General features: G+C 69.4%; 15 protein-coding genes. 12 read left to right on the plus strand and 3 right to left on the minus strand.

Going from position 1 to position 12,655, the window contains the following annotated elements; all coding sequences use genetic code 11:
• Positions 1-27 precede the first annotated feature (27 nt).
• On the minus strand, positions 28-651 hold the full coding sequence (gene upp / locus JOD27_RS16515; protein ID WP_204763127.1) for a uracil phosphoribosyltransferase: 624 nt from the start codon (positions 649-651) through the stop codon (positions 28-30).
• Between the two features lie 33 nt (positions 652-684).
• Between upp and JOD27_RS16520 the strand changes: the two genes are divergently transcribed.
• The 12 genes from JOD27_RS16520 (at position 685) to JOD27_RS16575 (ending at position 10,760) form a co-directional block, all read left to right on the plus strand.
• A complete protein-coding gene (locus JOD27_RS16520) occupies positions 685-1,296 on the plus strand; it encodes a maleylpyruvate isomerase family mycothiol-dependent enzyme (RefSeq protein ID WP_204763128.1) in 612 nt (203 codons plus the stop codon).
• 33 nt (positions 1,297-1,329) lie between these two features.
• Positions 1,330-2,322, plus strand: coding sequence for a Gfo/Idh/MocA family protein (locus tag JOD27_RS46650; RefSeq protein ID WP_204763129.1), 993 nt, complete (start codon positions 1,330-1,332; stop codon positions 2,320-2,322).
• Between the two features lie 62 nt (positions 2,323-2,384).
• Positions 2,385-2,864, plus strand: a complete 480-nt coding sequence (locus JOD27_RS16530) for a SigE family RNA polymerase sigma factor (RefSeq protein ID WP_204763130.1) — start codon at positions 2,385-2,387, stop codon at positions 2,862-2,864.
• A complete protein-coding gene (locus tag JOD27_RS16535; protein ID WP_204763131.1) occupies positions 2,864-3,625 on the plus strand; it encodes a hypothetical protein in 762 nt (253 codons plus the stop codon). Before JOD27_RS16530 ends, JOD27_RS16535 begins: the two co-directional genes overlap by 1 nt.
• Positions 3,626-3,727: 102 nt before the next feature.
• Positions 3,728-3,925, plus strand: coding sequence for a hypothetical protein (locus JOD27_RS16540; RefSeq protein ID WP_204763132.1), 198 nt, complete (start codon positions 3,728-3,730; stop codon positions 3,923-3,925).
• 19 nt (positions 3,926-3,944) lie between these two features.
• Positions 3,945-4,589, plus strand: coding sequence for a DUF1707 SHOCT-like domain-containing protein (locus tag JOD27_RS16545; RefSeq protein ID WP_372441702.1), 645 nt, complete (start codon positions 3,945-3,947; stop codon positions 4,587-4,589).
• Positions 4,589-4,750 carry a hypothetical protein gene (locus JOD27_RS16550; RefSeq protein ID WP_204763133.1) on the plus strand — a complete coding sequence of 54 codons (162 nt, stop codon included), beginning with the start codon at positions 4,589-4,591 and terminating at the stop codon, positions 4,748-4,750. Before JOD27_RS16545 ends, JOD27_RS16550 begins: the two co-directional genes overlap by 1 nt.
• Positions 4,751-4,877: 127 nt before the next feature.
• Positions 4,878-5,222, plus strand: a complete 345-nt coding sequence (locus JOD27_RS16555) for a hypothetical protein (protein WP_204763134.1) — start codon at positions 4,878-4,880, stop codon at positions 5,220-5,222.
• Positions 5,219-7,459: a bifunctional polysaccharide deacetylase/glycosyltransferase family 2 protein gene (locus tag JOD27_RS16560; protein ID WP_307830158.1), complete on the plus strand. Its 2,241-nt coding sequence runs from the start codon at positions 5,219-5,221 to the stop codon at positions 7,457-7,459. The genes JOD27_RS16555 and JOD27_RS16560 overlap by 4 nt, the downstream gene beginning before the upstream one ends.
• A gap of 56 nt (positions 7,460-7,515) precedes the next feature.
• On the plus strand, positions 7,516-8,472 hold the full coding sequence (deoC, locus tag JOD27_RS16565) for a deoxyribose-phosphate aldolase (protein ID WP_204763135.1): 957 nt from the start codon (positions 7,516-7,518) through the stop codon (positions 8,470-8,472).
• A gap of 4 nt (positions 8,473-8,476) precedes the next feature.
• A complete protein-coding gene (locus tag JOD27_RS16570) occupies positions 8,477-9,904 on the plus strand; it encodes an aldehyde dehydrogenase family protein (RefSeq protein WP_204763136.1) in 1,428 nt (475 codons plus the stop codon).
• Complete coding sequence (locus JOD27_RS16575) at positions 9,897-10,760, plus strand: aldehyde dehydrogenase family protein (RefSeq protein WP_204763137.1); 864 nt, start codon at positions 9,897-9,899, stop codon at positions 10,758-10,760. Before JOD27_RS16570 ends, JOD27_RS16575 begins: the two co-directional genes overlap by 8 nt.
• Before the next feature lie 64 nt (positions 10,761-10,824).
• On the opposite strand, the gene JOD27_RS16580 is transcribed toward JOD27_RS16575, so the two are convergent.
• Both JOD27_RS16580 and JOD27_RS45000 read right to left on the minus strand, forming a co-directional pair.
• Positions 10,825-11,451 carry a response regulator gene (locus tag JOD27_RS16580; protein WP_204763138.1) on the minus strand — a complete coding sequence of 209 codons (627 nt, stop codon included), beginning with the start codon at positions 11,449-11,451 and terminating at the stop codon, positions 10,825-10,827.
• Positions 11,448-12,578 (minus strand): sensor histidine kinase, encoded by a 1,131-nt coding sequence (locus tag JOD27_RS45000; RefSeq protein WP_204763139.1) that lies wholly within the window; start codon positions 12,576-12,578, stop codon positions 11,448-11,450. Before JOD27_RS45000 ends, JOD27_RS16580 begins: the two co-directional genes overlap by 4 nt.
• Between the last annotated feature and the right edge of the window lie 77 nt (positions 12,579-12,655).

Here is a 12,655-nt window from a genome sequence, read left to right on the forward strand (position 1 = left end):
ATTGCTACGTCCGATCGGAGGTATGTCCTAAACCGCCCCGTACAGACGGTCACCGGCATCGCCCAGGCCGGGGACGATGTAGCCGGAGTCGTTCAACCGCTCGTCCACGGACGCCGTGATGAGACGCACCGGGAGTTTGGAGTCCTCGAGGTGGTTGATGCCCTCGGGCGCCGCGAGCACGCACACGGCCGTCACGTCGGTCGCGCCGCGCTGGGTCAGCAGCCGGATCGTGTACGCCATCGAGCCGCCGGTCGCGAGCATCGGGTCGAGCACGAACACCGGGCGTCCCGCGAGGTTCTCCGGCAGCGACTCCATGTACGGGGTGGGCTGCAACGTCTCCTCGTCGCGCGCGAGGCCGACGAACCCCATCTGGGCGTCCGGGATCAGCTTGTGCGCCTGGTCGGCCATGCCCAGACCGGCCCGCAGCACCGGCACGAGCAGCGGCGGGTTCGCGAGCTTGTAGCCCGTGGTCCGCGCGACCGGGGTGTGCGTGCGCTCCTCGGTCAGCGGCGCCTCACGCATGGCCTCGTAGACCAGCATGACGGTGAGTTCCTGCAGCGCGGCACGGAAAGCAGCGTTGTCCGTGCGCGCATCGCGCATGGTTGTGAGTCTCGCCTTGGCGAGTGGATGATCGACGACGAGGACGTCCATGCCCGACACCGTAACCGCTGCGAGGAGCCAAGGGTGTTCGAAGAGATCTACCGCGAGGCGCGTCAGCGCATCGTCGGCCTGACGATGGGCCTGAGCGCCGACGAACTGGCCCGCGTGGTGCCCGCCTGTCCTGAGTGGACCGTGCACCAGCTGATCGCGCATCTGGCCGGCGGAGCCTCCGATCTGGTGAACGGCCGCATGGAGGGCGCACCGGGTACCGAGTGGACGGCGCGGCACGTCGCCGAGCGCGAGAACGTCCCGGCGGACGACCTGCTGCAGCAGTGGAACGCCGCCGGCACACGCATCGACGCGATGGAACGGATCCCGCACCAGCTGGCGTTCGACGCGATCACCCACGAGGCGGACCTGCGGGCGGCGCTCGGCCGGGAACGCCTGCCGGACTCCGTGTGGTTCCCGACCCTGGTGTGGATGGTACCGCGCGTGCTGCCAGGGGTGACCTTCAAGACCGACCTCGGCGTGATCGGCGACGGCCCGGCCACGATCGAGGCCGGGGCGTTCGACCTGTGGCGCGCGTTCTTCGGCAGGCGGTCGCGCCGCCAGATGCAGGCGTGGCCCTCCTCCGACCCGGCACTGGTGGAGAAGATCCCGTTCTTCCCCACGCGCGACACCGATCTGGTGGAGTGAACGCCGTTAACTGAAGGGTGTAGGGTCGGCCGCGTGACCGACCACGTGCGCATCGGAGTGCTCGGCGCGGCCATGATCACGCCGCCAGCCGTCATCCGCCCTGCCCGCTCCTCGACCGTCGCCGAGGTGGTGGCGATCGCCGCTCGCTCGGCCACCCGCGCCCAGGCCTTCGCCGACAAGCACGGCATTCCGCGCGTGCACGGCTCCTACGAGGACCTGCTGGCCGACCCGTCCGTGGATGCCGTCTACAACCCGCTGCCCAACGGCCTGCACGGCAAGTGGACGCTCGCCGCGCTGGAAGCCGGCAAGCACGTGCTGTGCGAGAAGCCGTTCACCGCCAACGCGGCCGAAGCGGCTTCCGTCGCGGCCGCCGCAAACGCTTCCGGGCTTGTGGTCATGGAGGCGTTCCACTACCGCTACCACCCGCTGGCCATCCGGGTCGACGAGATCATGCGGTCCGGCGTGCTGGGCCCGTTGCGGCACGTCGAAGCCAGCGTGTGCTTCCCGCTGCCGGTGTTCTCCAACATCCGCTACGACTACTCGCTCGCGGGCGGCGCGATGATGGACGCGGGCTGCTACGCCGTGCACATGGCCCGGCTGCTGGGCGGCGAGGAACCCGAGGTCCGTTCCGCACGGGCGTTGCTGCGCGGCCCCTCGATCGACCGCGCGATGCGTGCCTCGTTGCGCTTTCCCTCCGGCCACACCGGTTCCGTGCACGCGTCGATGTGGTCGTCGACGGTGTTCAAGCTGTCGATGAAGGCCATCGGTGAGAACGGCACGCTGAGCGTCTTCAACCCGCTCGGGCCGCAGATGTTCCACCGGTTGTCGTTGCGGCTCAAGAACAGGAACTCGGTCGAGACGTTCGGGCGGCGCGCCACCTACGCCTACCAGCTCGACGCGTTCACCGACGCCGTGCTGCACGGCAAGCCGTTCCCGACCACCGCGGACGACGCGGTGAAGAACATGACCGTGATCGACTCGGTCTACCGGGCGGCCGGGCTGCCGGTACGTCAGCCGACCGCGTGACCCACGTCACCCAACCTCTCGTCCCCTTCGCCGTGTCCTGAGGGTGGACAGAAGGGGGAGGGTTGGCTGACAACGAGTACACCGAGTACGTCACGGCGGCGCTGCCCTGGTTGCGGCGCACCGCCTACCTGCTCTGCGGCGACGTGCACGGCGCCGACGACGTGGTGCAGGTCGCGATCACGCGGCTGTACACGAACTGGCGCAAGGCCAGGGCCGCCGACAACCTCGACGCCTACGTGCGGGCGATCCTGGTCCGCGCGTTCCTCAACGAACGCAGGCGGCCGTGGAGCCGGGTGCGCCTCTTCGACCGGGTCGACGACCTGCACACCGTGGCGAACCCGGACTTCGAGACCCGCGAGGAGGTCCGGGTCGCGCTGATGCGCCTGACGCCGGGGCAGCGCGCGGTGCTCGTCCTGCGCTTCCTGTCCGACCTGCCCGTGGCCGAGGTCGCGCGTGCTCTGCGGTGCTCGGAAGGCACGGTGAAGAGCCAGACCTCCGCCGGACTCACGGCCCTGCGCGCACAGTTGGGAGTGACCCAGTGATGTCCGAAGAGGACGGTGCACGGCTGTTGGGGCCGTTGCGGGACACGGACGTTCCCGCTTCCGACGGTGTCAGCGTGGCGCGGGCGATTCGTTCCGGCAAGCGCACCAAGGCGTTGCGGGTGATGGCGGCCGGAGCGTTCGTGCTGATCATCGCCGGTGTGCTGCCGCTAGTGGTGCGGCACGCTCCCGATCCGGTGGCCGCCAGGACGTTCGACCCGCTGGTGCGCACCGTCAGCGTTGGTTCGGTGGCGGGGTTCCGGCCGCTGACCTACGTCACCGGGCGCGAACGCCAGCTGGTGCTGCTGACACCGGACAGCAAGAGCTACGAGTCCGCGCACGTCATGGTCAACGCACCGGGCGCGCAAGGTGCACCGTCGGGCGAACCGATGCCGGACATCAACGGCAGGCGTGCGTTGTGGACGGGCACGAACGTCGCGGTCGAGTGGCAGCACGACGCGTGGGCCTTCGTTGAGGTGCAGGGATTTCCCGACGACCGGGACCGGGCGCGGCTGTTGGCGGAGAGCCTCAGGTTCGACGAGCACGTGCAGATCAAGGTCCCGTTCACCGTTGAGACCTCGTGGCAGCTCGACGGCGTTCGCGACACCGACGGCATCATCGAGCTGGTGTTCGCCAACGACGTTCGCGTCGGGAGGAGCGGCGTCAGCGGGCCCGGACTGGGCCGGGTGCCCCGCACGGAGCTGGACGCGTTGGAGAAGTCGGTACGACCGGCCGATCCCCCGGTGACGGACCCGTTGCGCTGACGCCACCCGATTCGGTGGCCGTTCGACCCGATCCGGGAGTAAAGAATCGACAAAGCGACTCCGAAGTGTCTCGTAACCAGTTGAGACACGGAGGTGCGCACGGTGACCATCGAGCGGAAGCCCGTCCAGCAGTTGTGTGAATCCCCGCTGCTCATCATGGCTGTGTCGGCGTTACTCGCAGTGCTGATCGGCGTGCTGCCGATGCTGTGGGGCCACAGCCCGGCGCTCGCGGCGGGGCTCGCCGGTCTGCTCGTTCTGGCTTTCGCGATCACCATCAAGTACGCACCGAATCGGAAGTGACAGCCCTAGACTCGATCGGGTGAGCGACGAGCTGGTACCAGCTGACCAGAGTCACATGCGCGCGTCGGACGCGGACCGGGAACGGATCGCGCAGGTGCTGCACAGGGCGACCGCCGAAGGCCGCCTCGACATCCACGAGCTGGACGAGCGACTCGCGGCCGTCTACGCCGCGAAGACCTACGGCGAACTCGCTCCCATCACCGCCGACCTGGTGCTGAGCGGCCTGCCCCAGCCCCCTGCCGTGCCGCAGTACCAACCGGTCGTGAGCGACCGCATCGGCGGCCAGCCGGGCAGCGCGGTGTCGATCGCTTTCTGGTCCGGCGTCAACCGCAAGGGCCAGTGGGTCGTCCCGCGCATGCACAACGCCGTCGCGATCATGGGCGGCATCGAGCTCGACCTGACGCACGCGAGCTTCGCCGAGGCCGAGGTGACCATCAGCGTGTTCGCGTTCTGGGGCGGGGTCGAGATCCGCGTGCCGGACGACATCAACGTCAAGGTCGACGGGTTCGGGTTCATGGGCGCGTTCGAGGACAGGGCACCGGGGCGGCGGCACATCCCCGGTGCGCCGACCGTGCGGATCACCGGACTCGCGATCATGGGTGGCGTGGAGGTCAAGGGGCCGAAGCGCAAGAAGTCCAGCGTCCTGCGCGAACTCCTCGACTGATGCTGCCGGTCGACCTGCTCGAGCCGGACACGACCACTCACCGGGGCGATTTCGAGCGCCTCGACCAGGTTGTGGACCACCTGCGGAAGTGGCTGGGGCAACTGCCGGGCGACTGGTCGTGGCTGGGCGAGCCCGTCGAGGATCTCGACCTGCTCGGCTGAGCGTCTTCCGCTGAACGCGGCGGCCGGTTACCCTCCTGCGACCGCATGCCGTCCCCCCGCGAAGGTCATGACGACTCCCTCCGACAGACCCGTTTTCGTTGATCCGAGCGGCCGCCGCCGCAAGGTGATGCGCATCGCCATCGGCACTGTTGCCGCTGGTGTGGTGGCATATCTGGTGTTGCTCGTGGTCGCGCTCGCCGGTGGTCCGGTGAAGCCGGCAACGCTGTTGCCGATCCCGCACGCCGATGTGCCCACCCTCGTCAGCACGACGGCGGACACCCCGCGTCCGTCACCCGAAGCAACATCATCGCCACGCAACGAAACCACGACCACACCGCCGGCCACCAAGACCGCGGCCCCCGTGACGGACGCCACCACCACGACCACGACGACCGAGCCCGGCAACAAGCGGACCGATCCGCCCGGCTCGTCGAACCGGCCGAGCAATCCCGGGCAGGGCGGCAAGCCGTGAGGCCTCAGCCGCGGGCGCACTGGGCGCTGCTGGCGCTGGGCATGGTGGTGCTGCTCGGCGCGCTGTTGCTGGACACCTTCGTCGTCGGGCACGTCGGCCAGGGCGCGCAACCGACGGCGGGGCCCGCCAACACCGTGCCGGAGAGCGTGCACCAGGGCGGGCCGCTGATCGGCGACACCGGCACCGGACTGAGTTCCCGCACCACGCCGGACCGCACCGTGGTGCTGACGTTCGACGACGGGCCGGATCCCGAGTGGACGCCGAGGATCCTCGACGTGTTGCGGCGCAACGGTGTCAAGGCGACGTTCTTCGTCACCGGAGCGGCCGCCGCGCAGCACCAGGACGTGCTGGGGCAGATCGAGGCCGAGGGTCACGAGGTCGGGCTGCACACGTTCACGCACGTCGACCTCGGCAAGGTCGGTGAGACGCGCGCCCGGCTCGAGATCGGGCAGACCGGGCTCGTCGTCGCGAGCGGCACCGGGAAGTCGAGCCGGCTCGTGCGGCCGCCGTACTCGAACCGGCCGGACGCCGTCGACGACGAGGACCTGGTCGGCATCGAACGGATCACGACTGCCGGAAACCTCGCGGTGCTCTCCGACCTCGACAGCGAGGACTGGCGCAGGCCGGGTGCGGACGCCGTGCTCGCGAACGCCACGCCGAAGGACGACAAGGGCGCCGTGGTGCTGATGCACGACGGCGGTGGTGACCGGTCCCAAACCGTTGCGGCGCTGGAGAAGCTGATCCCGGCGCTGAAGCAGCGCGGGTTCGCGTTCCAGACCACCAGCGCGGCGTTCGGGATCGCGCAGGCCACCGAACCGGCGACGGCGACGGAACGCGCCCAGGGCACGGCCGTGTCGCTCGCGGTGCGGTTCTCCCGGTTCGTCACCGAGATGCTGACCTGGCTCGTCATGATCTCGAGCGGGCTGGCGCTGGCCCGCGCGGCCGTTCTGCTGGTGACGACCGCGATCCACGCGCGCCGCAAGCCCGGCAAGCACGCACCGCGGCTGAACCCGCAGATGGTGACCGTGCTGGTGCCCGCCTACAACGAGGAAGCGGGCATCGAGGCCACCGTCCGCACGATCCTCGCCAGCACCACGCCGGTCCACGTGATCGTGATCGACGACGGGTCCACCGACCGCACGTCGGAGGTGGTGAAGAGCCTTCACCTGCCCAATGTTTCGCTGGTGCGCCAGAAGAACGCGGGCAAGGCTGCGGCGCTGAACACCGGGCTGCGGCACACCCGCACCGAGCTCGTCGTCATGGTCGACGGCGACACGGTTCTGGAACCGGAGACCGTCGGCAACCTCGTGCAGCCGTTCGCCGACCACGCCGTCGGAGCGGTGTCGGGCAACGCCAAGGTGGGCAACAGGTCCGGGATTCTCGGGCGCTGGCAGCACATCGAGTACGTGATCGGCTTCAACCTCGACCGCCGCATGTACGACGTCATGCAGTGCATGCCGACGGTTCCCGGCGCGGTCGGCGGTTTCCGCGTCAGCGCGTTGCGTGAGGTCGGTGGCGTGCCGGAAGACACGCTCGCCGAGGACACCGACCTGACGATGGCGCTGGAACGCGCCGGGTGGTCGGTCGTCTACACCGAGTCGGCGCGGGCGTGGACCGAGGCGCCGGCGAGCCTCGGCCAGCTGTGGCGGCAGCGCTACCGCTGGTGCTACGGCACGTTGCAGGCGATGTGGAAGCACCGCGGCGCCGTCTTCGAGCGCGGCATGGGCGGCAAGCTCGGCCGCCGCGCGCTGCCGTATCTGTTCCTCTACCAGGTCGCGCTGCCCGTGCTGGCGCCGGCAATCGACGTGTTCGCGCTGCTGAGCCTGTGGACGAATCCCGCCCGCGGCGCGCTGGCCTGGCTCGGCTTCCTCGCGCTGCAGCTGGTTCCCGCGGTGATCGCGTTCCGGCTCGACGGCGAACGACTGCGGCCGCTGTGGGCCGTCGCGTTGCAGCCGATCGTCTACCGGCAGCTCATGTACCTCGTCGTGATCCAGTCCGTGATCACGGCGATGGCCGGTGCGGTGCTGCCGTGGCAGAAGCTCAAGCGCACGGGCAGCGCCGCCCAGAACGCGCCGGAGATCGACGAGACCACGGTGCCGCTGTACCGCGCGAACCTGCGTCCGCACGGCCCAGTCCGTCCGCCCGGAACCGGTGGTCCCGCAGGACGCGGGCAGGGCCGCCCTGGCCGCGCACCCGGCAGAACCGGCACTCGATCAGCTCCCCGCGACAGGGCCTGAGCAGCGCAAACGGCTTCACTTAGGACGGGCGTCCCATTCCGCCTAGACTCCGGGTCATGGCTGCTCCAACGACACTGCCGTCGGCCCTGGCTGACGCCGTGCGCGACGAATCGTCGCTGCGGCGTTTCCTCCACGGGCTCCCCGGCGTCGACCAGGTCGGCGTCGAGCAACGAGCCGCGGGCCTCGGCACGCGGAGCATCAAGAAGGCCGCCAAGCTGCACGCCATCGACCTGGCGATCAGCATGGTCGACCTGACCACGCTGGAAGGCGCGGACACCCCCGGCAAGGTGCGCAGCCTCGCCGCCAAGGCGAAGCGTCCCGACCCGGAGCGGCCGGACGTGCCTCAGGTCGCGGCGGTGTGCGTCTACCCGGACATGGTGAAGACGGCGGCCGACGAGCTCAAGGGCACCGGGATCAACGTCGCCAGTGTCGCGACGGCGTTCCCGAGCGGGCGCAGCACGATGGACATCAAGCTGGCCGACACCCGGTTCGCCGTCGAGCAGGGCGCGAGCGAGGTCGACATGGTGATCGACCGCGGCGCGTTCCTCTCCGGCCGGTACGGCCAGGTGTTCGAGGAGATCGTGAAGGTCAAGGAGGCCTGCGGGGACGCGCACCTCAAGGTCATCCTGGAGACCGGCGAGCTCGTGACGTACGACAACGTCCGCCGCGCGTCCTGGCTCGCGCTGCTCGCCGGTGGCGACTTCATCAAGACGTCGACCGGCAAGGTGCAGCCGGCCGCGACGTTGCCGGTCACGCACGTGATGCTGCAGGCCGTGCGGGACTGGAAGACCCAGACCGGTGAGCTGCGCGGGGTGAAGCCCGCCGGCGGCATCCGCAGCACCAAGGACGCGATCAAGTACCTGGTGGCCGTGCACGAGGTGGCCGGACCGGAGTGGCTCGACCCGCACCTCTTCCGGTTCGGCGCGTCGACGTTGCTGAACGACCTGCTCATGCAGCGGCGGACCCAGTTGGACGGCCACTACAGCGGCCCGGACTACGTGACGGTGGACTGAAGACATGTGGGAATACGCCCCCGCGCCCGAGTCGCGGGACATCGCGAACCTCAAGCCGAACTACCGGATGTTCGTCGACGGCAAGTTCGTCGAGGGCACCGGCGAACCGCTCAAGACCATCAACCCGGCCACCGAAGAGGTGCTCGCCGAGGTCTCCACGGCATCAGCGTCCGATGTGGACAATGCCGTCAAGGCGGCCCGGCGCGCGTACGACCGCGTGTGGTCGAAGATGCCGGGAAGTGAGCGGGCCAAGTACATCTACCGGATCGCGCGGCAGATCCAGGAACGCGCGCGTGAGCTCGCGGTGCTGGAGTCGCTCGACAACGGCAAGCCGATCAAGGAGTCGCGCGACGTCGACGTGCCGACCGCCGCGGCGCACTTCTTCTACCACGCGGGCTGGGCGGACAAGCTCTCCTACGCGGGCTACGGGCCGGACCCGAAGCCGCTGGGCGTCGCGGGACAGGTGATCCCGTGGAACTTCCCGCTGCTGATGGCCGCGTGGAAGATCGCGCCGGCGCTGGCGTGCGGCAACACCGTCGTGCTGAAGCCGGCCGAGACCACGCCGCTGACCGCGCTGGTGCTGGCCGACATCATCCAGCAGTGCGACCTGCCGCCGGGCGTCGTCAACATCATCCCCGGCGCCGGTGACGTCGGTGCGGCGCTCGTCGAGCACGGCGACGTCAACAAGGTGGCGTTCACCGGGTCGACCGAGGTCGGCAAGATCATTCAGCGCCAGCTGGCCGGCTCTTCGAAGAAGCTGACGCTGGAACTGGGCGGCAAGGCCGCGAACATCGTGTTCGACGACGCGCCGCTCGACCAGGCCGTCGAGGGCATCGTCAACGGCATCTTCTTCAACCAGGGCCACGTCTGCTGCGCCGGATCCCGCCTGCTGGTGCAGGAGTCCGTCGCGGACGAGCTGCTGGAGAAGCTGCACGTGCGAGTCTCGACGCTGCGCGTCGGCGACCCGCTGGACAAGAACACCGACGTCGGCGCGATCAACTCGCGCGAGCAGCTCACCAAGATCAAGGAGCTCACCGAGTCGGGCGAGGCGGAGGGCGCGCAGCGGTGGACGTCGTCGTGCCCGTTGCCGGACAAGGGTTTCTTCTTCGCCCCGACGGTGTTCTCCAACGTGTCGCAGGCGATGCGGATCGCCCGCGAGGAGATCTTCGGCCCGGTGCTGTCGGTGCTGACGTTCCGCACGCCCGACGAGGCCGTGGCCAAGGCGAACAACACGCCGTACGGCCTGTCCGCCGGCGTCTGGACGGAGAAGGGCTCGCGGATTCTCTGGATGGCGCAACGGATGCGCGCCGGCGTGGTGTGGTCCAACACGTTCAACCGCTTCGACCCGGCCGCGCCGTTCGGCGGGTACCAGGAGTCGGGCTTCGGCCGTGAGGGCGGCCGCACCGGTCTGGAGGCCTACCTCGATGTCTGATCGCGTCTCGGTCGCGAAGACCTACAAGCTCTACATCGGCGGCGCGTTCCCGCGGTCCGAGTCGGGTCGCAGCTACCCGGTGACCGACTCGAAGGGCGGGTTCCTCGCCAACGCCGCGCAGGGCTCCCGAAAGGACGCCCGTGACGCGGTTTCCGCCGCCCGCAAGGCTTTCCCCGGCTGGTCGGGTGCTACGGCCTACAACCGCGGCCAGGTGCTGTACCGGGTTGCCGAGGTGCTGGAGGGCCGCCGCGAGCAGTTCATCACCGAGGTCGCGGCCTCCGAGGGCGTGCCGCTGAAGAAGGCTCAGTCCCTTGTGGACAGCGCCATCGACCGCTGGGTCTGGTACGCGGGCTGGACGGACAAGATCGCGGCCGTGCTGGGTTCGTCGAACCCCGTTGCGGGGCCGTACTTCTCGTTCTCCACGCCGGAGCCGACGGGTGTGGTGGCCGTGCTGGCACCGCAGCAGTCGTCGTTGCTCGGCCTGGTGTCCGTGATCGCACCGGTGATCGCGTCCGGCAACACCTGCGTGGTCATCACCTCGCAGGAACGCCCGTTGCCCGCGATCACGCTGTCCGAGGTCCTCGCGACGTCGGACGTGCCCGGCGGCGTCGTCAACATCATCACCGGCCGCACCGCGGAGATCGCGCCGTGGCTCGCGTCGCACGGCGACGTGAACGCGTTGGATCTGACCGGCGCACCCGAGTCGTTGCGCGCCGACCTGGAGCGCTCGGCGGCGGGCACGGTGAAGCGCGTGCTGCGCAACAAGACCGGCGAGGACTTCACCGTCACGCCGGACCTGTCGCGGATCCGCGCCTACCTCGAAACGAAGACCGTCTGGCACCCGATGGGCGTCTGATCTCGGGGAGACGATGAAGGGAACCGTATCCACCTCAGGTGGATACGGTTCCCTTCATCGTTCTTCAGGAGTTGACCAGGCCCGCTCGCCACGCCCATGAGGCGATCCCGACGCGGTTGCGCACGTTGAGCTTCGTCTGCACGGACGCGAGGTGCGTCTTCACCGTCGACAGCGACAGGAAGAGCGACGACGCGATCTCCTGGTTGCTGAGCCCGCGCGCGACCTCCCGCACGACGTCCTGCTCGCGCGCGGTGAGCAGGCTGAGGTCCGGCTTGCCCGCGGGACGGGAGAAGTGCTCCAGCATCCGGACGGTCACCTGGGGCGAGATCAGCGCGTTGCCCTGAGCCGCCGCCCGCACCGCCTCGACCAGCAACGCCGGCCCCGCGTCCTTGGTGAGGAAGCCGGAAGCACCGTTCTCCAACGCGGTGTGCACGTACTCGTCCAGGTCGAACGTGGTCACCACGACGACCTTGGTCGAACCGGAGATCTTCTTGGTGACCTCGAGGCCGTCCAGGCCGGGCATGCGGATGTCGAGCAGCGCCACGTCCGGGTTGTGCTCGCGGACCGCGGTCACGGCGCTGATGCCGTCCGCGACGTCCGCGACCACCGTGATGTCCGGCTGCTTCTCGAGGATCATCCGGAAGCCGACGCGGACCATCTCCTGGTCGTCGGCGATGAGAACCGAGATCACTTTTTCCCTTCCAGCGGTAGCTCCGCGAGCACCTGCCAGCCGTTCTCCCGCGGCCCCGCGGAGAACAGGCCGCCGAGCAGGTCCACCCGCTCACGCATGCCTACGAGACCGTATCCGCCCTGGTTCAGCTCGTGCGGCCGGCCGTCGTCGGCGATGATCACGCGCAGCGCCCCTCCCGGTGTCCGGGAGATCTCCACGTCGATCATCGTCGGGGACACCGCGTGCTTGTGCACGTTGGTCAGCGACTCCTGGACCAGGCGCAACACCGAGCGGCCGAGCTCAGGCGGAACCTCGTCAGGCAGGTCGATGCGCAGTCTGGTCTCGAAGCCGAGCTCGCGGGTGCGTTCGACGGTCGAGATGACGTCGGCTGCCAGGTCGGTCGTCGCGACGTCCTCCCCGCCCTGGCGCAGCGTGCCGACGAGGCGCCGCATCGCGCCCAGGGCTTCCGTGCCCGATCGGACGATGCCGGGCAGCAGGCGGTGGGCGGCGCGCGGGTCGTCGTCGGAGACCTCCAGCGCGGCCTGGGCCTGCACGAGCATGCCCGTCACGTGGTGCGCGACCACGTCGTGCAGCTCGCGGGCCAGCGCGATCCGCTCTTCCTTCTGCGCGTCGGTGACGGCGGCCGCGATCAACCGGCCGCTCTCGGTGTCCCGCGCGCGGAAGTACAGACCGACACCGATAGCCCCGAAGCCCAGGACGAGCGAGCCGAGGATCTCGTTGTAGTTCCTGCCAGAGAGCCAGTTGTCACGGACGATCGCGGCGAAGAAGCTCACGGCCATCAGCGAGCCCACCGACCACATGGCGGCGCGGCGCGGTTCCTCGCGCACGATGACGGCGGTCAGGACCAGGCACGCCGCGGTCTCGGCGACGGTCAGCGGGCTCAGCAGCGTGGGCAGGTTGACGCTGTACAGCCGGATGACGAACGACGCCAGGAAGATCGACGCCACCGTCACCGGGATGGTGAACGCGCGTGACTTGAACGAGGCGACGGCCGCGATGCACGGAGGCACGCTGAGCAGCCACACCAGCGCTTCCGCCCGGCCCGGCCCGTTCATCAGCACGAGCTCGCCACCCATGAGCAACGCCAGCACGGCGGCGATCGGCCATTGGCCCCGATGACTGTCCACGGCAGACAACGGTAGGACCATCACACCCCTCCGGCCTCGGTCATCCGGCTGATCCGGTGTGTCGTTCCGGCTGAGGT

Source organism: Lentzea nigeriaca (genome assembly GCF_016907955.1).
Taxonomy (GTDB): domain Bacteria; phylum Actinomycetota; class Actinomycetes; order Mycobacteriales; family Pseudonocardiaceae; genus Lentzea; species Lentzea nigeriaca.